The sequence below is a fragment of the Bradyrhizobium sp. MV1.5 genome, from assembly GCF_055807615.1.
The window spans coordinates 190,168-211,932 of record NZ_JBVVPL010000001.1 but is presented as its reverse complement, the minus strand read 5'-3'; the positions used below and the strand labels follow the sequence as shown (position 1 = coordinate 211,932).

Below are 21,765 nucleotides of genomic sequence, written 5' to 3'. Positions count from 1 at the left end.
GAATTGCGCGATACCATAGCATCGGCCAAGCCCGCGCCAAGAGCACAACACCCGCGATGGGGCGGCCGTTCCTGAGATCATGCTATGGTCTTCCGATCGGGGCTTTTCGAGTCGGGGCATGACGCTGTTTCAGAGGCTTCTGGTTGTTCTGATGGCCTGGCTTGCGACGGCTGGCATCGTGCCCGATGCGACGGCCGCGGAGTTCTACACCGAGGATTTGCGTATCCCGATGGCCGAGGCCGGACCGCAGGGGTTGGAGGCGTTCCTGGTCCGGCCGGCCGGGACCAGGCGCTATCCGCTGGCGCTGCTCAGCCACGGCTCGCCGCGCAGCTTCGACGATCGCGCTACAATGTCCGCGCACAAATATTACGGCATCGCTCTCGAATATGCCCGGCGCGGCTTTGCCGCGCTGATCGTGATGCGGCGCGGCTACGGCACCTCGCCCGGTGGGCGCGTCGATAGCGTCGGCGGCTGCGCCAATGCCGCTTATCTGCCGGCCGCGGCGGTCGCCGTGGCGGATTTGCGCGCGGCGATCGAGGCGATGACGCGCAGGGCCGACGTCAGCACATCAGGCATGATCGCGGTCGGCCATTCCGCCGGCGGGTTCGCCACCGTCGCCTTGACCGCGCAGGCGCCAGCGGGTCTCGCCGCCGCGATCAACTTTGCCGGCGGGCGCGGCTCGCGCGACGACGACGACGTCTGCAATCCCAACGGGCTGGTGCAGGCCTTCGCCACGTTCGGCAAAACCTCTCGCGCGCCGATGCTGTGGGTCTACGCCGCCAACGATTCGTACTTCGGTCCCGACCTCGCGCGCCGCCTCCATGACGGATTTCGCGCCAGTGGCGGCAACGCGAATTTCATCGCGGCGCCGCCTTACGGCGACGATGGCCACTATCTCTATTCGGTGGTGAGCCGTCCGCAATGGACGCCGTATCTCGACGCTTTCCTGCGCGAGCGAGGTCTCGGCCACGATGCTCTGAGCCCGCCTGATCCGCTGCCGCCGCCGGGCCAGCTCAGCGAGGCGGCGCGCGCCGAGTTTGCGCGCTATCTCGCCAGCACGATGCCGCACAAGGCTTTTGCGGTGTCGCCGAACGGCGGTTACGGCTGGCGTTCGGGGCGGGCAACGGTCGACGACGCCCAGCGCGATTCACTTGGCGCCTGCACAAAATGGTCGCCCACCTGCACGCTCTATGCGGTCGACGACAAATTGGCTGGGGCGGCGCAAGGCACATCAACCGACCAGAGCTCGCGGTCGCGATAGCCTCGCTGCGCCGCTGGCCGCTCGCGCGGTCCGAACCGGGCCGCACGACGGACCGCCAGAAAATCGGTTGTTAACTCGAAAGATATAATACGTGGTCCATGCTGCGGGATCGAACACACATCAATGCCCGCGCGACGTGGACACACGTTGCGATTGCCGTGCTTTGGTTGGCATCCAACTCCGTACACGCTCAGGGCAGCGCTCTGAACGCCGCGGAACCGGCGTTGGCGGCTGGCGGTCACGATGCAGATCTCGGCGCTGGAGAGACGCCGGCCTCGCGGGCGGCGATTCGAAAAATCATCGAAAGAGAAACGGCCAAGACCGATCTGCCCGCCGACATAGCCGAGGCCGTCGTCTTCGTTGAAAGCGGATACAATCCGGCCACCATCGGCGCCGTCGGCGAGATCGGCCTCATGCAGGTTCGACCCGAAACGGCAGCGATGCTCGGATTTCGGGGACATAACACAGAGCTCGCAGAGCCCGACATCAACATCCACTACGGCGTTCTCTATCTGAGTCGCGCATGGCGCCTGGCAGGCGGGGACCTTTGCCGAGCCCTGATGAAATATCGAGCCGGTCATGACGAGGAGTCCATGACTCCGCGCTCCCAGGTCTATTGTCATCGCGCCCGCAATCGTCTTGTCTCCATGAACTCGACGAATGTGGGAAACCAGGCCGCCGCCGTCCAAGACGTAGCACCGGCGCCAACTCCGGCGCCCGCCGTCTCGAAGTCAGCGCACAATCAGAAGTCAGCGCACAATCAAAAGAGACCGGCACAGCCGAAGGACGTTTACGCGCGTTACCGTCAAGGCACGGCGGTCGCGAGCAGGGCATATTGGGCAGCACAGGAAGCCCGGGTCCGCCTGATCAAGGCTCGCGTCGAGGCCAAGTGGAAGCGGGTCGCATCACGCCAATAAAATTAGAGTTGGCTGCCTTGAGACGAGCAGCGATTGGACGAACGACATTTTTGAAACCGAACTTTGAAACCGAACCTGAATAGAGATCATGCACAATAGTTTGAGAGTTTTGTTTGCAATCGTCGCGACCGGCGCCGTGGCATTGTCGGCCTTTCTCGCGATTCGGTTCCTGGTCGGGTTCAGTGGCTGAACCCGATGGCGCAGCCGACACGATTTCGTGCTGGGCCTGCGTCTAGAGCCGCTCGCTCAGCGCGAGCTTGTAGCCGACGCCGGTGACCGTGGTGACGACGGGCGTGCCGCTGCCGACGAGCTTGCGGCGCAGCCTCGCCACCAAGGCATCGACGGTGCGGATGTCGACCTCGGCCTGGCGATTGCTGACGACCTCGATCAGATAGTCGCGGCTGAGCGGCCTGCCGTCGGCGCCAACGAGCGCCGCGAGCAGGTCGAATTCGGCGCGCGTCAGTGCCACCGGCTTGCCGTCGCTGCCGAGCAGCTCGCGCCGCGTCAGGTCGATGATCCAGTCGCCGAAGGCGATCGAATTGTGGTTGCGCGCCGCCTTGCGGTCGATCGAGCGCCGCCGCAGCACGCTTCGCGCGCGCGCGAGCAGGTCGCGCAGATCGATCGGCTTGGTGACGTAGTGGTCGCCCGCGACCTCGAGGCCGAGGATGCGATCGACGTCGGTGTCGCGGCGCGTCACGAAGATGATGCCCGCGTTGCTGGTCGCCTGGATCTCCTTGGCGAGATCGAAGCCGTCGCCATCCGGCAGCTGCACGTCGAGGAAGACGAGATCGGTCCGCGTGCGCAGCGCCTGGCGGCATTCCGCGCAGGAGCCGGCGCCGACCACGTCGAAATTGTTCTCGCTGAAATAACCGACCAGCATCGTCCGCGTCACCGGATCGTCCTCGACGACGATCAGCCGCTCGCGGCCGGCGACACGCAATTCCTGAACTGCGGAATCAGCCACGATGTTGGATGTCCTGTGTGCTTGCGGGCCGACCTGGAAGCTCAGGTCGCCGAGCGCGCCGTCCTGTGAACGTACATTCACGACTGTTCGAGCCCCCTCGAATTGCCTGCTGCAATACTAGGCGCGTTATCGCGCCCAAACAACATTGGTCACGATCTAGCCGTATTAAGTATGAATTGGCCCACACTTCTCGTCCCGCGCATCATGTTCGGGAGCCCCGCACAAGCGGCAGTCGTGCAGGGCTGAAGCCCCTTCCGCCGCCGCTTGTCTCGCCAAACGCTTCAAATCTACTGTGGCGTCCCGAAAAGTCTGCCCCAAGAGGTGGCGCCATGGAAGTCATCCTGCTCGGCACCGGCGGCCCGCGCCCGGACCCGCGCCGCATGGCGACGACCACGCTGATCAGGCTCGGCGAGGAAAATATCCTGATCGACGCAGGCCGCGGCGTCATGGTGCAGCTCAGCAAGGCCGGCGTGCCGCTCGGCTCCATCAACACGGTCTTTCTCACCCATCACCATTTCGACCACATCGGCGACCTCTACGATGTGATGCTCAATTCATGGTTGCACGGGCGCAAGGGCGACCTGCGCATCTATGGACCACCGGATACCGAACGGCTCGTCGATACGCTGGTCACGCAGGTCTACGACAAGGACATCGCCTGGCGCGATCAGGGCGAGCCGAGCTTCGGCGGCTGGAAACCGGTCGTCGCGACGGACATTATACCCGGCCCCGTTCTCGACACCGGGCGCTGGAAGATCAGCGCCGAACTCGTCTCGCATGGCGACGGCCTCGACATGTCGCCGGCCTTCCTCGCACGCTGGATGTGTCTCGGCTATCGCTTCGAGGCCGAGGGCAAGGTCATAGCAATTTCGGGCGACACGGTGCCCTGCCCCGGTCTCGAGCGACTGGCTGAGGGGGCCGACCTGCTGGTCCAGTGCTGCTTTCTCGCCACGCCGGAGATCAACAACGAGCACCTGCGCCGGCTTGCGAAATTCACGATCGCCTGCGGCGATACAGTCGGCAAGGTCGCGGCCAAGGCCGGCGTCAAGAAGCTCGCGCTGACACATCACCGGCCTCGCACCGACGATTCCATGCTGAACGCGCTGCTTGCGGACGCCAGACGGGACTACGCGGGCCCTGTCGTGCTCGGCGAGGACCTCACGCGGATCGAGGTCTGAGAACTCGAGATGCGCGAAGGCCGTCCGGCCTCAGGACGATCCAACCTCAACCCGGAATGACAACTGCTCTTCCGTTCCGGGCGCGATGTGCATCAAGCCCGGCTTGTCAGTGAATTCGCCGTCGAAGCCGGCGGGACTGGCATAGCCGCGCCAGGGCTCGATGCAGAGGAACGGAGCGCCCGACGGTTTCGACCAGACGCCAAGCTCGCGAAAGCCGCGCCATGACATTTCCAACCACGGCCCGGTGGACGCGCCCTGCTCCGCGGCGTAGCGGACCGAATTGCTCGCGATCCGATCGAAGATGAGTGCGTCGTCGACGAACAGGGTTTCGGACAAGGGCAACACGGAGCCTTTGATCGGGCTCGGCTCTATTGCCGGACGCAGCAAGCCGCCGTCGAGACGGCGGACGGGAGATGGCTCTGCGTGCGCGAAGCTCAGCGCGTAGCTCTCTTTCGCCAGTCCCGGTTGGAGCGGCCAATTGAAAGCGGGATGGCCGCCGAGCGAGGCCGGCAACATCTCCTTGCCGGTGTTCGCGATCACGAGTGAAAGATCGAGACCGGATTCGTCGAGCGCATAGGTTGCCGTCAGGCGGAACGCGAAGGGGTAGAGCGCGCGCGTCGTATCGCTGTCTTCGAGCACCAGCACACAGCGACTTTCGCCACGTTCCGCCCACGCAAAGCGGCTGTCGCGCGCGAAGCCGTGCTGGGTCATCCGGTAGCTCCTGCCCCGGTGCCGCAATTCGTCATTGGCGAGGCGCCCGACGATCGGAAACAGCAGCGGCGCATGGCGCGGCCAGGCCGGCTCCGCCTGCCAGACGAACTCGACGCCGGCATCGCTCGCCAGCGAACACATCTCCGCGCCTTGCGCCTTGATGGTCGCGGTGAGCCCGCCGCAGCGGATCGTGTGCGTGTCGTCGGTCATAACATCCTGTTCCGATCATGGCAGTTCACAGGACAGTTTCCAAATGTTCGCGGAATGTTGGAGCGACACTCTGCTCAAGAGCGCTGATAGTCGTCTTCAATCCGGATGATGTCGTCTTCCCCGAGATAGCTTCCAGTCTGGACCTCGATCAGCTCCAGCATGATTTTACCGGGGTTCTCCATCCGGTGCACCGCGCCCATCGGGATGTAGATGGACTCGTTCTCATGCACGCTCTTGACGGTCTCGTTGACGGTGACGCGGGCGGTGCCGCGGACCACGATCCAGTGCTCGGCGCGATGATGGTGCTTTTGCAGCGACAGCCGCCCGCCGGGCTTCACCACGATGCGCTTGACCTGATGGCGCTCGCCATTGTCGACCGATTGGTAGCTGCCCCAAGGCCGATGCACCCTGAGGTGCTCCTCGGTGACCTTCGGTGCGACCGCCTTGAGTTTCGTGACCAGCCGCTTCAGCCCGTTGGCATCCTTCTGGCGCGAGACGAGAACCGCGTCCGCAGTCGCCACCACGATGAGATCGTCGACGCCTTCGAGTGCGACCAGCGCGGCATCGGTGGTGACGTTGCAGTTGCGGCTATCTTCGAACACGGCGGTGCCGTGTGCGGCATTGCCTTGCGCATCCTTGTCCGACAATTCCCACACCGCGTGCCAGGAGCCGACGTCGGACCAGCCGCACGACACCGGCACCACCGCGGCGCGCGCGGTCTTCTCCATCACCGCATAGTCGATCGAGATCGCCTTGGCCGCGCCGAACGCCTCGGGCTCCAGCGTCACGAAGCCGAGATCGCGGCCGGCATTGCTCACGGCATTGGAAATCGCCTCGACGCTCGCCGCGTCGACCTTGCGGTATTCGTCAAGCAACACAGTGGCGGGGAACATGAAGTTGCCGCTGTTCCAGAGATAGCCGGAATTGACGTAGTCGGCCGCCTTCACCGCATCCGGCTTCTCGACGAAGCGCGCGACCGCGTGCACCTCGCCGGAGATGACCTCGCCCGGGCTGATATAGCCGTATTCGGTCGCCGGCCGTTCCGGCTTGACGCCGAACGTCACGATGCGCCCGGCGCTCGCGGCGGTGAGGCCCTGGCGGCACGCCGCGACGAAGGCGGCGTTGTCCTGCACCACGTGGTCGGCGGCGAGCGCGAGCACGATTGCCTCACTCGAGCGGTTCTGCGCGAACACCGCGCCGGCTGCGATCGCCGGGCCGGAATCCCGCCGCATCGGCTCCAGGATCACGTCGGCCTCGATGCCGATTTCGGCGAGCTGCTCCAGCACCATGAAGCGATAGGAGGCATTGGTGATGACGATCGGACGATCGAACAGCGAGGCCTCCGAGACGCGCAACAGCGTGTCCTGGAAGGTCGAGCGCGTGCCGAACAACGGCAGGAACTGCTTGGGGCGCACCTCGCGCGAAGCCGGCCACAGCCGCGTTCCGGCACCGCCGCACATGATCAGGGGGATAATTTTTTGGGACACGTGTGAGCTACTCGAGAGAGGGGTTTATACGCGGTGATAATTTCGATACCATTCGACAAAGCGGCCCAAGCCATCCGCCAGCGGAGTCGAGGGCGTAAAGCCGACGTCCCGTTGCAGGGGCGAAATGTCGGCGCGCGTCTCGAGGACGTCGCCAGCCTGCATCGGCAAAAGCGTGCGGATCGCGGGCTTGCCGATGATCTTCTCTAGTGTCTCGACGAACTCGATCAAATTGACCGAGCGGTTGTTGCCGATGTTGTAGACCCGATACGGCGCATCGCTCGACGAATTTTCCGGCTGCTCGGCGTTCCACGCGGGATTCGGCGTCGCGGGCCGGTCGAGGGTGCGGATCACGCCCTCGACGATGTCGTCGACATAGGTGAAATCGCGCCACATATTTCCATGATTGAAGAGCTTGATCGGCTCACCCGCAAAGATCGCGCGCGTGAAGAGCCAGGCGGCCATGTCGGGCCGGCCCCATGGACCATAGACAGTGAAGAAGCGAAGACCGGTCACCGGCAGCTTGTGAACATGTGCGAACGTGTGCGCCATCAGCTCGTTGGCCTTCTTGCTCGCGGCATAGAGGCTGACCGGATGATTGACCGAATGCTCGGTCGAATACGGCAAGGTGCGATTGGCGCCATACACGGAGCTCGACGAGGCGTAGACCAGATGCGCCAGACCGTGGCGCCGGCCGGCTTCGAGCACGGTGACGAAGCCATCACAATTGGCGCGGATGCTGGTGATGGGATCGTCGATCGACGCGCGCACGCCGGGCTGCGCCGCAAGGTGCACCACGCGGTCGGGCGAGACCTCGTCGAACACACGCGTCACCGCAGCGAAATCTGCAAGGTCGATCTCGTGGAACGTGAAAGCATCATGCTTGAGCGTCTCGAGGCGAGCGCGCTTGAGCGCGGGATCATAGTAAGGGGTCACTGCGTCGATGCCGACAACTCGTTCCCCGCGCGCAAGCAAGCGCTCACAGACATGCATGCCGATGAAGCCGGCAGCGCCGGTAACCACCACGGGGGCCAAAATAAACTCCGTTGTTCGTCCTCATATACCGCATTGCCAGACCGAACCGGCAGAGGCAAGGGTTCAGCAATGGAGAACAGCCCCTCGCATCGGCAAGCTTAATGCCCGGCGCTTCGTATGTCAGCCTTTCCAAGTTAACCAGAAGGGCGCGCGTTGCCTGCCGACGCAACATCAGACGCGTCCATAAAAGGCTCCCGGCTGCCCGGCAAGATTTTCAACAAGTGTTCCCCGGAAGCGCAGAACGATCAGCACGATCAAGCGACCGATGCCGTCATAATTCCGTGCCTTCGGGCTGCTTCTTTCCGCGCTCACATTTGGTTCGAAAGCACAAATCGCGACCCACGCTTTGTGGCACCGACAACCCGAACGGCACAAAATTGAAGCTTTTCATCAACGGCCGCTTTCTCTCGCAAAAGCTGACCGGCGTTCAGCGTTATGCCGCCGAACTGGTCAAAGCGATCGATGCCCTGCTTGCGTCCGACCAATCGCCCGCTGCCCTCAGAGGAGCCGAGTGGCAATTGCTCGTGCCGAGCGAGACGAGCGAAGCGATCAATCTCACCCGCATCAAGGTTCGCAGGATAGGACGGTTGAGCGGACATGCCTGGGATCAGATTGAACTCGCGCGCGCCGCCGCTGGAGGTCGCCTGATCAGCCTAGCCAATGCCGGACCTGTGATTCATCGTGATCATATCGTCGTCATCCACGACGCACAGGTCTTCCGCCGGCCCGATTTCTTCAATTGGCGCTATCTGGCCGTCCACCGCACGATGGGCCGCCTGCTTGCACGCCGGGCCACGATCGCGACCGTATCGGCCTTTTCTCGCAATGAACTGGCCGCAATGCTTGGCCTTTCGAAAACAGACATTCCGATATTCCCCAATAGCGCGGAGCATTTCGCGTCCACAACGCCTGATCCCGGTATTCTCGACCGACTAGGGCTTCACCGGGGAAAATATTTTCTCTTTGTCGGCTCCAGAACCAAGAACAAGAATCTCGCCGTTGCAATCGAGGCCGCGCGGCTGCTCGAACGAAAGGACGTTCCGCTCGTCATTGTTGGCGGAGACAACAGCAAGGTATTTCAAGACAATCTGGGCGGGGGCGAATCGGGCCTGCTTCTGGCGGGACGCCTGGCGGACGGGGAGATTGCAGCTCTGTATGCACACGCTCTGGCGTTCGTCTTTCCCTCTCTTTACGAGGGCTTTGGTGTACCGCCACTTGAAGCCATGATCTTCGGCTGTCCGGTCATAGCCTCAACGGCTGACGCGGTTATGGAAACGTGCGGCGAAGCAGCTGCTTATTTTTGCGCCAACGACGCTCGATCGCTGCAACAGCTTATGCTCGAAAGGTTGGCAGTTGGCGCAATCTCTGATCAGGAGCGCAGAAAGCAACAAGATCGTCTTGCATTATACTCGTGGCAAGACTCGGCGCGAGCATTGTTGGATTTTCTCGCGTCGCGCGCATAGCGACTGACGGCGGCTCGGCATCCATCGAGTTCCATGCGCACGTTCGCCTTCGAAGGACGCGAGCTTCAGCATCGCGGCGCAACAACACCACACCGCTGCCCAAATCTCGCTATGGATTGGATGGATTGTGATCGCATCCATTGATGCTCAATTAAGGATGCGCCATGTCGATTGTCCCAACTCAATCCTCCGCAAGGCAGGCGGTGAAGGTGCTGCATGTCGCGGAAACCATCCGGGGTGGGATAGCGAGCTACCTGAACGAATTGCATCCGCAGCAGCAAGCGAGCTTCGGCGCGGAGAACGTGCACTATGTTGTGCCATCGGATCATCGCCACGACCTCGTTGGAATCGATGACAGCCAGATCACGACCTTCGACAGATCGGGCCGCAGTATCGCCGGACTATTTCAGATGCTGCGGGCGAGCATGCAGGCGCTCGACGCCTTCAAGCCTGACGTCATGCATCTCCATTCGTCGTTTGCCGGACTCGTTCTACGGCCCGCGTTGGCCGCTCGTTCTGAAGGTCCTCGCGTCGTCTATTGCCCGCATGGCTGGGCATTCTCGCGAGAGACCGGCCGCCTGAGCCATCTGGCGGCAAAAGCTGCAGAGACTCTTCTGGCCCGCACGTCGGATCGTATCATCTGCATTTCCGGCGATGAATTCAATGAAGCGGTTCGGGCGGGAATTCCGACTGACCGTCTGACCCTGGTGCACAATGGCATCTCCAAGAGCCGCCCACTGCCGCACGGCGTTGCGACAGATTGGACTTCAAAGAAGGCCAAGGTCCTTTTCATCGGCCGCCTTGATCGACAAAAGGGCTTCGATCTCCTGATCGAGGCCGCACGATCCCTCGAAGATGTCCTGGATGTTCGCATTGTCGGCGCCTCCGTGGTCAACAAGTTCGACGGAGCTGCGGTTCCCGCCAACGTCTCGCTGCTAGGCTGGCTGGATCGTCAACAAATCGAGGCTCAGCTGGAGGCGGCCGATCTCGTCGTCATCCCGTCACGATGGGAGGCCTTCGGCCTCGTCGCTCTGGAAGCGATGCGCGCGGCCAAGCCCATCCTGGCCTTCCACAGCGGAGCGCTCCCTGAAATCGTCGTTGACGGCGTCACTGGCGTGCTTTGCGAGCCTGTCGCGGTTCAACCTCTCATCGACGGCTTCCGACGGATGCTCGATCTCGATCTCAAGGTCCTGGGGCAACGCGGCTACGATCGCTTCAAGCAGTTTTATGACGTCCAGAAGACACACCGCCAATTGCATCAGGTCTATGTCGAACTCCTCGGCGATAACAAGAGTGGGGTCGAGCAGAGCGTGGCACTGCAATCGGACCTGTCGAAGCCTTTTTGAGGTGAGTCGCGGCAGGCGAGAAATGATGACGAGTATGATCTAGGCGATGGCAGGCCACCGCACCTTGTGTCGCAACGGGTTTCTCCGGATCGCGAGCCTCATCGCATCTGTTTCTCTGTCTGTTCCGGCATGCGCTCAACAGGCTCAGACGCTTGAAAGCAGATTCCTGTTGGGTATCGGCACCCATCAGGGACTGGGAGGGCCGGTCAGTTCGCGAGGCTACGTGCCCTCCGTGAACGTCAGTCAGATCAAGCAACTGGGCTTTAACGCCTTCCGCGACGATTTTCCCTGGTCTGATTTCGAATTGCCGGGGCGTCGGATGGGCTTCACGCCGCGGTTGGGCAGGCTCGACGCGCAGGTTCAGTCCGGCGTCGCCCGGCCGCTCCTCATCCTTGCATTCGGTCATCACCTCGTGCCGAACTCGTCGCCCCCGACGACGGACGAAGCCCGGCTGCGGTTCGCGGACTATGCGGCAGCGGCCGCGCGATCGGTAGCGCCGCAGCGCCCGATCTTCGAACTCTGGAACGAGTGGAATCTGGCAGCCAAGAAGGACCCTTCATTCTCGGCGGAGAATTACCTGGCCCTCGCCAAGGCAGCACGCCCGGCGGTCAAGCAGGCGGCGCCGAATGCGCCTTTCGTCGTCGGCGCGATCGGCGACGATCCCGGTTGGACGTGGACGGAGAAGATGCTGCAAACCGGTATCCTTCAATACGCCGATGGCGCCTCGATTCATCTTTACAATTTCTGCATGGCGCCGGCGAAGCGCACTTCGACCGAGATTATCGACCGGCTCACGGCGTTCCATCGGCTGGTCGGCCAAGCGAGCGGCAATCCCGACTTCCCCATTTACGTAACCGAAACTGGCTGGACCACGGCAGCGAACAAATGCGGTGTCAGCGAGCAGGCCCAGGCCGATAACACGGCACAGCTTATCCTGTGGGCCTCGACAGCGGCGCGCTGGCTCAAGGGGATGTGGATCTATGAGCTCAAAAATAGTGGTCAGAATCCAGCCGAGCTAGAGGACAATTTTGGCGTCTACGGTTTCGACAATTCGCCCAAACCCGTAGCTTGCGCAGCGCATGGCGCCTGGGCATTCGTCCGTTCCACCCTAACCGCCGAACGAAGAAGCCTTGCCAATGGGGTGATGTCGATCGGAGCATCCTCGACCAACGGCGGCAAAGTCGCGGTCTGGTCCGAAGATCCGGATCGACGCTACGAGGTCCGGATCAAGGGCGATCTGCCAGGCGCGACTTTCGCGGCGCCCTGCGATGCAACCGCAAGGCCAGCCTCCGGGATCTGGCTGCCGGTTTCGAGCACGCCGGTCCTGATCTCCGCCAATAATGACGCCATTCCCGCACTGGATATACGGCCGGCACGGTAATCCGATCGGCACACTGAGGTTGACGCGATGAAGATCCTTTTGACATCCACACTTTATCCGACCCCGCAGGCACCGAAGATCGTCGGCGGAGCAGAGATCTTCGCCCGGAGGTTTGCCGAGGGCCTGGCTCAGCGCGGCGACGAGGTCGAGGTGGTACGCGCCGCATCCGCACCCGAGCAGGGGCGTGAACTGTGCAACGGTATCAACGTCTATTCCGCACCGGTGCAAAACGTGTATGCGCCGTTCACGGAGCAAAAGAACGTCGTGAAACGAAGCATCTGGCATGCGATCGACGATTGGCAGATCCAGGCCCCGATGATCGCGGAGCGCATTCGCTCCTTCAAGCCGGACGTTCTGCATTCCAATAATTTATCGGGCCTGACTACTGCGATCTGGCGGGTCGCCGCCAAGCTCGGAGTTCCGGTCCTGCATACGCTTCATGATTACTATCTGACGTGTCCACGCTGCTCCCGCTTCGACAAGGGCCACTCTTGCGAACGCACCTGTACGAGCTGCGGGATCCTGACGTACCACCGCAAGCGGGCGACGCATTGGCTCGATGCCGTGGTCGGCGTCAGCGAGCGCGTCCTTTCCATTCACACCGATATGGGCATGTTTGCCGAGACGCCGATCCGCACCGTCATCCGCAACGCCTCGACCGAGCCGCCGCGCTCACCCTACCCGCGGCCTGTCTGCACGACGGAAGTGACGTTCGGCTTCATCGGACGGATCACCGAGGAGAAGGGCATCGACAATCTCATGCGAGCGCTTGCCATGCTGCCACCCGATCGGATCCGGATGATGATTGCCGGCCGCTTGGGCGATCAGGAACAACAGCGCCTGAGAGCACTGGCGCCGCATGCACGGGTCGAGTTCATGGGATTCGTATCTCCCGACGAGTTCTACAGGCAAGTCGACGTCGTGGTCGCTCCATCCATCTGGCACGATCCTGGCCCGCTCGTCGTCGCGGACGCCAAGGCGGCGGGCAGACCGCTGCTCGGTACGCACTTTGGCGGCATGCCGGAGGCGATCGAGCATGGCATGACGGGGTGGTTGACCGAAGCGGATCCACAATCTCTGGCCAGGAGCATGCGCGAAATCGCTGCGGATCCGCACAAGATCGACGAGATCAGCCGTCGGCTTATTGCGGACACGAACAAGTGGATCTTTTCCGACGTATTGTCGTCGTACAAGAACCTGTATGAACAATTGCGGCAGCAACGGATGTCGTCCGTGCGCCCGGCGATAGCCGGGGTGCCACAAGCGCATGCGGTGGCAAAGAGTAGCTTCATTCCGAGATGACACGTCTCTTCGCGATCGCTGGCTACGTTTACCAAAGCGCAGCAGCGATCATCCTGATCTTTGTGATCAGTCACCTGTTGCCTGCCGCCGACTACACCAATTATTCTCTCGCAATGGCCTCGAGCCAGTTGCTCTGCGTCCTCATGTTCGAGTGGCTGCAGCTCGCGGGGCTGCGCTTTCTTGCAGCCGCCAAGGAGAACGAGGCTGCTCGACTGAGATCGTCGCTCTTTGCAGCGGCGCTCATGAGCGCCGGCGCGCTCGTTGCCGTCGGGAGCTGCGCCTCCTTGATCAGCGGCCTCACGCCAAGACTGGTCGCCCTCGGCATCAGCGTGGCCGTTCTTCAGGGCTCGACCGATCTGTATTTCTTGTCGGTACGTCTGTCGAACCGGCTGGGAACCGCCTCCTCCCTTCTTGCCTTGCGTGCGACAGCTCTTTTGGGCGGAGCCGTCTCGGGCGGAATGATCACAGGCACGGCTGAAGCGACGCTGCTCGGCATCGCATCGGGTCACCTGCTTGGACTCCTTGCCGGTCTCGTCGCATATCGCACGCCGCTGGATCGCGTGTCGCTGCGAACAATGCTGGCTGACTGGAAGGACTTCTCGCGTTACGGCATGCTTGCGGCCGGCGCGTCCGTGATCCATTTGTCCGTGCCGGTTCTGCTTCGCGTCATCGTCGTCGGGCGACTGGGCGCCACAGGAGCCGGTGCAGGATTTTCCATTGCGCTCGACCTGCTGCAACGTCCCTTCTGGGTCCTCAACGCGGCGATCCACACCGTGAGTTATCCTGACGTGGTCAATGATTTCGAGCACGGGAGCGCCACGACATCGAGACAATCGACGCGGCACATGTTCGAGTTCATGATCTGCACAACCCTGGTCCTGCTGGGCGGGCTCGTCGCCTTCATTCCGGACGCCGCCCGCATCCTGGTTCCGCGGGAGAGCGTCGAGGGCTTTCTGGCGACAGGGCCGGCGATCGCTGCTTTCTACTTCCTCCATACCCACCTGCAGGCGACGATCGCGGTCGTTCCCCACCTGGAAAAGCTCGCGACCAGGCTCGTCCTCATCGCTGCCGGGCAGCTTGTAATTGTTGCGGCGTTCTCCCTGCTTGCCGTCTGGGCCGGCCTCTCGCCACAAGCAGCAGTCACCTGCGCCTCGATCGCCACGCTCGCAGCGATCGTGGCCGGGCTTGGCCCCACCCTCAGATTCGGTGCGTTCCCGCGCTGGCCCCTGGTGCTTCAGGCGCTCGCAGCCGCCATCCTGATCGGATCGCTCAGTCACGCGCCGAGCGAACCGGCGGCGTGGCTTGCCGGAAAAATCGTCATCGCCGCAATCGCCACGGCTGCGGTCGGCTGGCGCGGAAACTTTCTCCTCATGGCGCGCCCAAGCTGATCTGTCGACCGGTTCGCCTCGCAAATCCGCTTTGGAACTGATGGCACTGACACTCTGCCCATGCTCGCGAAGTTCCCGCCCATGGAACTCATCTGCTTCGCCCCAAGAAGCGGCAAAGTGACGGACAACCAGTACGAGAATACTGAGTGATTTGCTCGGCCTGACAATTTTCACACCGCATCCGCGCCAACTCACATGCATCGTTGAAACGCGACATGCGCATATATTCAGCAGTGAAATCTTGCGAATTCTTGGAAGCGCCATGTTCAGGTCATGCTGCGTCGGCACGACATCGTTATTGTCTTGAATCAGAGTCGACCTGTTCCTGCGAGGAACTGCTGATCGCTCTCGATTTGTAGCTCCGATTTTTATCTGAAATTCACACTCGATCGAGAAGGTTGAACGCAAATCCCTGCGAGCAATTTCGTTCGCGTAGAAATTCGAGTGTGAAATGTCGTCAGATCAAACCGTCCTCTCCGCAAGCGGCTTCATCAACTCCATCGGCGTCAACACGCATGCCGGCTTCGGGTGGACCGACTACAATAACCTCGCATTGATGGTCGATGACCTGAAGTATCTCGGCGTCACCCATCTCCGCGACGCGATGGGAACCAGCCCCGCCGCACAACCGGTCGTTGAAGGGCTGGCGGCTGCCGGCTACAAATTCGACTTCCTGGTGTCCTCCGCCCTGCCCCAGCTGGGCACGGCCGGCCTTCAGAAGTATATCGTGTCGCTCGAAAAGTTCGTGGCGAGCCATCCAGGCAGCATCAGCGCCATCGAGGGGCTCAACGAGGCCAATCACCAGCCCTTCAGCTACAATGGCAGCTCGAGCCTTAGCGCCGCTGCCCAGTTCCAAAGCGCGCTCTATCAGGCGGTCAAGGCAGACGGCACGCTCTCCAGCATTCCCGTCGTCAATCTGTCGCTCGCCTACAACGATCCCCAAGGCTACAGCCAGCTCGGCAACATGTCGGGCTCGGTCGATTTCGCCAATGCGCATGCCTATGTCAGCACCAGCTTGACGACCAGCAGCTCACTTGCTGCCACCTTGAGCGCGGTCTCGACCGCCGCGCCGGGAAAGCCCGTCATGATTACGGAGACCGGCTACACCACCCAAGCCAATACCCAATATCTCGGCGTCGACGAGACGGTCCAGGCCAAGTCGATCTTGAACACCCTGGTCGATGCCTACAAGGCTGGCGTGAGTGCGACCTATCTCTACGAGATGTTCGACCGCGACTCGTCCGCCAGCAATACCAATCCCGAAGCCAATTTCGGTCTATTCAACTCCGACGGAACGCCGAAGCTCGCTGCGACGGCAATTCATAACCTGACGAACATTCTGGCCGATGACGGCAAGGGCGACCTGCAGCCGACTCATCCACTGAACTACACCCTGAGCAACATGCCGGCCTCGGGCAACAGCATGGTGCTCGGCAAGAGCAATGGCGCCTACGAGCTTGTCGTTTGGGCGGAGCCGAAGCTCTGGAATGATGCGGCCGATGCCGAGATCTCCAATCCGACCCAGACGGTTACGGTGAATCTTGGCGGCGTGCATCATTCGGTCAAGGTGTACGACACGCTGACCGGAACCACCGCGATCGCGAGCTACACCGACGTCAGCACGATTACGATTCCGGTCAGCGATCACCCGCTGATCATCGAGATCGACGCGCCTGCGACCACCCCCACTCCGCCTGACACCCGAACCAGTGTCAGCGGCACGGCCGCCGACATCGTGCCGCAACTGTCCGACCTGAGCACGTCGGCGGCGCTTCAAACCATCACGCTAACCGACTCGCATGTCCTGCCCGTCGCGTCGAAAGCGACGATGGACTATATGATCGCGCATTACGGCAATGCACTGTCCAAGATCCAGGGCGGCCATTCCTTCTCCGTCACCAACTCGGCCGCAACCTGGAGCAGCACGAAAACTTATGACGCCAGCGGCAACCTCCTGTCGAAAGCGGACACCGGCCTCAACGCAAGCGGACTGCCCACTTCGACCACGATCGTCTACACCGATGGGGCTAAAGACGCGATCGGCTACACCGGCGGCGTGAAGACCACCTCCGTCCATTCCGCGACCGACGGAACGAAGACCACCGACACTTACAACACGACCGGCACGCTTCTCAGCGAAGTCGTGCAAAAGTCGGACGGCTATTATTCGACGACCATCTACACCAACGGCGTGAAGACCACGGTCTATGTCAAGAACGCCGACCACACCCAGGACAACTATACCTACAACATCAAGGGGCAGAGCTACACGAGCCAGGTCCAGCACCTCGATTCGGCCGGGAAGGTCACGTCCGTGGTCCGCAGCCATGCCGACGGCTCGCTCGATTCGACACAGGTCTATAACGGCGACGGCAGCAGCGTGATCACCACCTATAGCGCCACGGGGGTCAAGCTGGTCGAGACCGACTACCATGCCGATCGCAGCAAGGACGTCTGGACCTACAACATCAAGGGCCAGAACTACGCGACCGAGCACGACGTTTACGATACGACTGGATTTCTCACGACCCTGACGCGCCTCCACACCGATGGCAGCCTGGCATTCAAGCTGGCGCAAACGACCGACGGCACCAAGACCACCGATTGGTACAACGCCGCCGGCGGCCTCACCAGCGAAGTCGTCCAAAAGGCCGACGGTTTCAGCTCGACGACGCTCTACAGCAACGGCGTCAAGACCAACGCCTACGTCAAGAATGCCGACGGCAGCCAGGACAATTACGCCTATGGCATCACCGGCCAGAGCTACAGCACACTGATCCAGCACGTCGATCCATCCGGCAAGGTCACGGCCGTGACCCGCAAGCATGCTGACGGCACGCTCGACTATACGCAGGTCATCAACAACGACGGCAGCAGCGTCGTCACCAACTACGACGCGGCGGGAAAGCGGACGAAGGAGACTGACTACAACGCCGATGGCAGCAAGGATATCTGGCTTCTCAACGTAACCGGCCAGACCTACACGACCGAGCACGATATCTACGATGCGGCTGGCTTCCTCACCTCGCTGGTTCGCACGCACGCCGATGGCAGCCTGGCCTTCAAGCTGCAGCAGAGCAGCGACGGCACCAAAGTCTCGGACTGGTACGACGCCAGCGGCATTCTCACCAGTGAGGTTCTGGAGAAGACGAGCGGCTACAGCGCAACGACGATCTACACCAACGGTGTGAAGACCGCGGCCTACATCACCAATGCGGACCAGAGCCACGACAATTACAGCTACAACATAACAGGTCAGAGCTATAGCACGCAGTACCAGCACCTCGACCCCTCCGGTGTCACAACCGAAGTAGTCCGCACGCACGCCGACGGGTCGCTCGACTATAGCCAGGTCGTTAATAGCGACGGCAGCAGCGTGGTGAGCAACTACAACGCCTCCGGCGTCAAGATGACGGAGACCGACTACCACGCCAACGGTTCGAAGGATGTGTTCCAGTTCAATATCGTGGGGCAGACCTACACGAACGAGCACGACAGCTACGATTCGACCGGCTTCCTGACCAACATCGTGCGCACCCACGCCGATAGCAGCCTCGCCTTCACGCTGGTCCAGAGCTCAGACGGGACCAAAACCTCGGATTGGTACGACGCCAAGGGCGTTCTGACCAGCGAGGTGACGACGAAGAGCGACGGCTATAGCTCCACGACCGCCTACACCAACGGCGTCAAGACCGCCGCCTACATTACCAACGCCGATGGCACGTCCGACAACTGGGGCTACAACATCAAGGGGCAGTCCTACACCACGCAGCATCAGCACCTCGATGCCTTGGGGCATATCGTCGAGCTTACGCGGACCCATGCCGATGGCACTCTGGATTATACCCAGGTCATCAACAACGACGGCAGCAAGCTGACCGACATCTACGACGGTTCCGGTTCCAAGACCCAGGAGATCGCCAACAACGCCGACGGTTCGAAGGACGTCTTCCTGTTCAACTTCAACGGACAGGCCGGAACGACGCAGCACGAAAACTACAATGCGGCCAACGCGCTCCAGTTCTTCGACGCCACCAAAACCGACGGCACGCACAACGTCACGGCGGTTGCGAGCGGCGTGACGGTCCAGGGCGGGGCCGGCAATGACCTGTTCTCGGCGGCGCCAAGCTCGACCACGATCGTCTACGATCACGGCCAGGACCAGATCGTCAACTTCCAGGCCGGCAACGCCGCCACTCACGACGTGATCCAGATCTCGAAGCTCCTCGCCGAGGACTATGGCCATCTGCAAATCACGCAGTCCGGCGCGAACGCCCTGGTCACGCTTTCGGCCAGCGACTCGATTCTCCTGAAGAGCGTCAACGTGGCCAGCCTGACGAGCCACGATTTCCTGTTCGTCTGACCACGGCGGAACGTCCGCAGGATCACGTCAACATCTCAGGCGCCGGAACCAGCTCAGGCCAGTCCCGGCGCCGTTCAATAATTAGGCGGCTGCCTTGTCGCGAGGCATAAGCCGCATAACGGCTATTCGCCTACAGCCGAACGCCGGCCCAGCGAACTTGCGTCACAATTGACCGCTAAGCAGAAAGTAGCGTCACGCAAGGAATTCGACACGCGATGGAAGCCAATGAAGCAAGACGGTTCGTCGTTCTCGACTTCTACCGTTTCGTTGCCGCTCTCGGCGTTTTCATTTTCCATCTGAAGACCATCGACAGCGGCATTGCACCGGTCTGGAACGGATCTTATGGCCTTTTCGTGGACATGTTCTTCATCTTGTCCGGCTTCGTGATCTCCTATTCCTATCCGTCTGACGCCCGTGGTCTCAAAGCATATTCCCGGTTCATGATCCGCCGCATTGCGCGGATCTATCCGCTGCATTTTCTGACTTTGCTCGTGTTCGTATTGCTGATCGGGTTCGGTCTGGACCAATCGGCGAGGTCGACGCCGCTGGACTTCCTGTACAACCTCGTGCTGCTTCAAGCCTGGGGCGTTACCGATCATTTGAGCTTCAACTCTCCGTCCTGGTCGATCAGCGCGGAATTCTTCTGCTATCTGATCTTTCCCCTGCTTATGCTGCTTGCACGCAAGGTCCATCCGCTGGTGCTGGCCGCCATCGTTGCCGCGCTCTATCTGGTCCTGGCCCACGGCCATCTGCCGATCTGGCAGGAACGATCGCAGATGTATGGAGCCAATTACGACTACGGGATGCTCCGTGCGCTGCCTAGCTTCTTGAATGGAATCCTGCTCGCCATATTGTTCAGGTTGTCGCATCCGTATCGGCACAAGCCGGTCGTCTTCGCCGGCATCGCCCTGTTCGGGATCTCCGTGCTTGTCCTGAACGTCTTCGCCAAGCCGGATCTGGCAATCATTCTGTTCTCCTGCGCGATCCTGCTCACTGCCGTCGGGGAGAGCGCTTTCGTGCAAATTCCCGGCAGCCGCCTCCTCGGGCGGCTCGGCAACACCTCATATTCGATCTACATGCTGCACGACGCCGTACTCATCGCTGTATTCAAGCCGTTGTGGACCGCGCTTGGGCTGCGTCCGGATCAATTTGGCCTCTTCGCCCTGGCCTGCTGCGCGATCCTGACCATCATCGCCGATCGCACCTATGCCTATTTCGAGAACCCGGCACGGCGGTTGATCAATCGTGCGGCCGACATCGAATTTGGATCGCCTCGCAAAGAGCAATCGTCCGCCAAGACGCCTGTCACCAACAAGACGTCTGTCAGCAAGACGTCCGTGCGTTTCGACGAGACGGAGCAGGCCGCCAACTGAGGTCCGCCCGCTTCCCTCAGGCGACCTTGCCGTCGGTCGCCGCGTCAACCGACATCAAACCATCGCCCCGCAGCGGAGCGATGTTGGCGCGGGACAGCTCCATGACTGCCGGCAACATATTGCGGACCTGCGCGCCAGCCGTCTTGTAGGCGCCGAGGAACCTCAGCAGAAACTTCTCGAGATTGTCTCCCGCGAGAAGCTGCTCCGGTGAGAGAAGAAGCGATTCGCTCACACCGAAATGAGCGAACAGACCCTGGAACTTGTCCTGGTATGTGATCGCCGCAACTGGCGTTCCCTGTCCGAGAGCCGCAATCGCCAGATGCATGCGGCCGGTGACGACACCGTCCACCAGACCGACGACCGCCTTGATCTCGCTAGCCGACAGAACGTGCTCGACATGATGAATATGGTCGCCCAGCGCTGCGCGCAGGCGACCGCCCAGCGGTCGAAGGCAATTATCGTCGGCGATCCCCGGGCGATAGTCGTGCGCGAGCAACACCCAGCTCGCGCTATGCTCTCGAGACATGCGCCCCATTGCGCTCGCCGCGAGTTCGATCATTCGCTGCAACTTGGCCGGCTCGGATTTCCTGAACAACATCGGATGGATATTGAAGACAAAGACGTTACGTCCCTGTCTGCGCTGCTCCGCAATCGCGGCCGCAATCTGCTTCACAGCCGCGGTCTCGGCCTGCGGCACCAGCATGAATGCGGAATCAGCGACGAGCTGAGCACGATTCGGAGCGAACTCCCTGAAGCGCTCAAGCGATAGTGCATCGCGCAGATTCAAGACCACGCCGGGATCGAGCAGCCGAAACACCTCCCGCAATGCCTTGGCCGGACGGGAGTTGAAGCTGAATCCGAGCACGCTGACCTTGGCGCCGCACGCTGCCATGAGATCGGCGACGAGCAGCATGCGAGCCGCGTCCACGGGGGAATAGTAGCCGTCCAGCACATCTGCCCCCAGAACCAATCCGAAATCCGGCCTGGTGAGAGAAAGCTCCTGCGCCACCGTCGTATAGGAAAACGGCTGCCTCCAGAATTCGAGCGGCTTGAAGCCTATTGCCCGCACGTCCGCGCTTGCCGCTTTGGTGGCGGTGACAATGTAGACTTCGATGTTCGGATGGGCCTTCTTCATCTCGCCGACGGCCGCCTCGATCATGGCCTCATCGCCGCGCGACTGATGAATGCTCCAGGGGTCGGACGGGAGCAGGACGAGCCGGCGCGGGTTGTTGCGCGGCGCGGCACTGGCACCGATAGCCTTCCTGGCGATCTGCCACCTGCGCAACTCGAGCAAATCGACCGCAAAGGGCGTGTTCTTCGCGCTGTTGAGCCAGCCTCGGAGATGCTTGCGAACAGGTACCGGAATCAATTGCTTCACGACGTCTTCCT

General features: G+C 61.6%; 15 protein-coding genes. 10 read left to right on the top strand and 5 right to left on the bottom strand.

From position 1 onward, the window contains the following. Window positions 1-118 precede the first annotated feature (118 nt). A complete protein-coding gene (locus AC0L2J_RS00945) occupies window positions 119-1,261 on the top strand; it encodes an alpha/beta hydrolase family protein (protein WP_473386602.1) in 1,143 nt (380 codons plus the stop codon). Window positions 1,262-1,359: 98 nt separating this feature from the next. Next, window positions 1,360-2,178: a transglycosylase SLT domain-containing protein gene (locus tag AC0L2J_RS00940; protein WP_473386600.1), complete on the top strand. Its 819-nt coding sequence runs from the start codon at window positions 1,360-1,362 to the stop codon at window positions 2,176-2,178. Window positions 2,179-2,410: 232 nt separating this feature from the next. Here AC0L2J_RS00940 and AC0L2J_RS00935 read toward each other — a convergent pair whose 3' ends face one another. Further along, window positions 2,411-3,223, bottom strand: a complete 813-nt coding sequence (locus tag AC0L2J_RS00935; protein ID WP_063993550.1) for a response regulator — start codon at window positions 3,221-3,223, stop codon at window positions 2,411-2,413. 248 nt (window positions 3,224-3,471) lie between these two features. Between AC0L2J_RS00935 and AC0L2J_RS00930 the strand changes: the two genes are divergently transcribed. Continuing rightward, entirely contained in the window at window positions 3,472-4,320 is an 849-nt protein-coding gene (locus tag AC0L2J_RS00930) for an MBL fold metallo-hydrolase (RefSeq protein WP_473386598.1), read from the top strand. Window positions 4,321-4,350: 30 nt separating this feature from the next. Here AC0L2J_RS00930 and AC0L2J_RS00925 read toward each other — a convergent pair whose 3' ends face one another. The 3 genes from AC0L2J_RS00925 to AC0L2J_RS00915 form a co-directional block, all read right to left on the bottom strand. Further along, window positions 4,351-5,241 (bottom strand): aldose 1-epimerase family protein, encoded by an 891-nt coding sequence (locus tag AC0L2J_RS00925; protein ID WP_473386595.1) that lies wholly within the window; start codon window positions 5,239-5,241, stop codon window positions 4,351-4,353. A 74-nt stretch (window positions 5,242-5,315) separates the two neighbouring features. Next, window positions 5,316-6,728 (bottom strand): mannose-1-phosphate guanylyltransferase/mannose-6-phosphate isomerase, encoded by a 1,413-nt coding sequence (locus AC0L2J_RS00920; RefSeq protein WP_473386594.1) that lies wholly within the window; start codon window positions 6,726-6,728, stop codon window positions 5,316-5,318. 24 nt (window positions 6,729-6,752) lie between these two features. After that, window positions 6,753-7,760: an NAD-dependent epimerase gene (locus tag AC0L2J_RS00915; RefSeq protein ID WP_007606872.1), complete on the bottom strand. Its 1,008-nt coding sequence runs from the start codon at window positions 7,758-7,760 to the stop codon at window positions 6,753-6,755. Between the two features lie 377 nt (window positions 7,761-8,137). Between AC0L2J_RS00915 and AC0L2J_RS00910 the strand changes: the two genes are divergently transcribed. The 7 genes from AC0L2J_RS00910 (at window position 8,138) to AC0L2J_RS00880 (ending at window position 20,376) form a co-directional block, all read left to right on the top strand. Then, on the top strand, window positions 8,138-9,223 hold the full coding sequence (locus AC0L2J_RS00910) for a glycosyltransferase family 4 protein (RefSeq protein ID WP_473386591.1): 1,086 nt from the start codon (window positions 8,138-8,140) through the stop codon (window positions 9,221-9,223). A gap of 164 nt (window positions 9,224-9,387) precedes the next feature. Next, window positions 9,388-10,569, top strand: a complete 1,182-nt coding sequence (locus tag AC0L2J_RS00905) for a glycosyltransferase (RefSeq protein ID WP_473386589.1) — start codon at window positions 9,388-9,390, stop codon at window positions 10,567-10,569. A gap of 46 nt (window positions 10,570-10,615) precedes the next feature. Then, window positions 10,616-11,950, top strand: a complete 1,335-nt coding sequence (locus tag AC0L2J_RS00900) for a cellulase family glycosylhydrolase (RefSeq protein WP_473386587.1) — start codon at window positions 10,616-10,618, stop codon at window positions 11,948-11,950. A gap of 27 nt (window positions 11,951-11,977) precedes the next feature. Beyond that, window positions 11,978-13,252 carry a glycosyltransferase family 4 protein gene (locus tag AC0L2J_RS00895; protein WP_473386586.1) on the top strand — a complete coding sequence of 425 codons (1,275 nt, stop codon included), beginning with the start codon at window positions 11,978-11,980 and terminating at the stop codon, window positions 13,250-13,252. Beyond that, entirely contained in the window at window positions 13,249-14,640 is a 1,392-nt protein-coding gene (locus AC0L2J_RS00890) for a hypothetical protein (RefSeq protein ID WP_473386584.1), read from the top strand. Before AC0L2J_RS00895 ends, AC0L2J_RS00890 begins: the two co-directional genes overlap by 4 nt. Before the next feature lie 451 nt (window positions 14,641-15,091). After that, the gene (locus AC0L2J_RS00885; RefSeq protein ID WP_473386583.1) at window positions 15,092-19,003 is read left to right on the top strand and encodes an RHS repeat domain-containing protein; all 3,912 of its coding nucleotides are present in this window, start codon (window positions 15,092-15,094) and stop codon (window positions 19,001-19,003) included. Between the two features lie 215 nt (window positions 19,004-19,218). Beyond that, window positions 19,219-20,376, top strand: a complete 1,158-nt coding sequence (locus AC0L2J_RS00880; RefSeq protein ID WP_473386581.1) for an acyltransferase family protein — start codon at window positions 19,219-19,221, stop codon at window positions 20,374-20,376. Between the two features lie 16 nt (window positions 20,377-20,392). Here the strand turns inward: AC0L2J_RS00880 and AC0L2J_RS00875 are convergent, their stop codons facing one another. Further along, window positions 20,393-21,754, bottom strand: coding sequence for a polysaccharide pyruvyl transferase family protein (locus AC0L2J_RS00875; protein ID WP_473386580.1), 1,362 nt, complete (start codon window positions 21,752-21,754; stop codon window positions 20,393-20,395). Window positions 21,755-21,765: the final 11 nt, after the last annotated feature.

What these genes read in the sequence shown, in the direction of transcription:
- AC0L2J_RS00945 (WP_473386602.1), top strand. Translation starts at nt 119, where the DNA reads ATGACGCTGTTTCAGAGGCTTCTGGTTGTTCTGATGGCCTGGCTTGCG.
- AC0L2J_RS00940 (WP_473386600.1), top strand. Translation starts at nt 1,360, where the DNA reads ATGCTGCGGGATCGAACACACATCAATGCCCGCGCGACGTGGACACAC.
- AC0L2J_RS00930 (WP_473386598.1), top strand. Translation starts at nt 3,472, where the DNA reads ATGGAAGTCATCCTGCTCGGCACCGGCGGCCCGCGCCCGGACCCGCGC.
- AC0L2J_RS00925 (WP_473386595.1), bottom strand. Translation starts at nt 5,241, where the DNA reads ATGACCGACGACACGCACACGATCCGCTGCGGCGGGCTCACCGCGACC.
- AC0L2J_RS00905 (WP_473386589.1), top strand. Translation starts at nt 9,388, where the DNA reads ATGTCGATTGTCCCAACTCAATCCTCCGCAAGGCAGGCGGTGAAGGTG.
- AC0L2J_RS00900 (WP_473386587.1), top strand. Translation starts at nt 10,616, where the DNA reads ATGGCAGGCCACCGCACCTTGTGTCGCAACGGGTTTCTCCGGATCGCG.
- AC0L2J_RS00895 (WP_473386586.1), top strand. Translation starts at nt 11,978, where the DNA reads ATGAAGATCCTTTTGACATCCACACTTTATCCGACCCCGCAGGCACCG.
- AC0L2J_RS00890 (WP_473386584.1), top strand. Translation starts at nt 13,249, where the DNA reads ATGACACGTCTCTTCGCGATCGCTGGCTACGTTTACCAAAGCGCAGCA.
- AC0L2J_RS00885 (WP_473386583.1), top strand. Translation starts at nt 15,092, where the DNA reads ATGTCGTCAGATCAAACCGTCCTCTCCGCAAGCGGCTTCATCAACTCC.
- AC0L2J_RS00880 (WP_473386581.1), top strand. Translation starts at nt 19,219, where the DNA reads ATGGAAGCCAATGAAGCAAGACGGTTCGTCGTTCTCGACTTCTACCGT.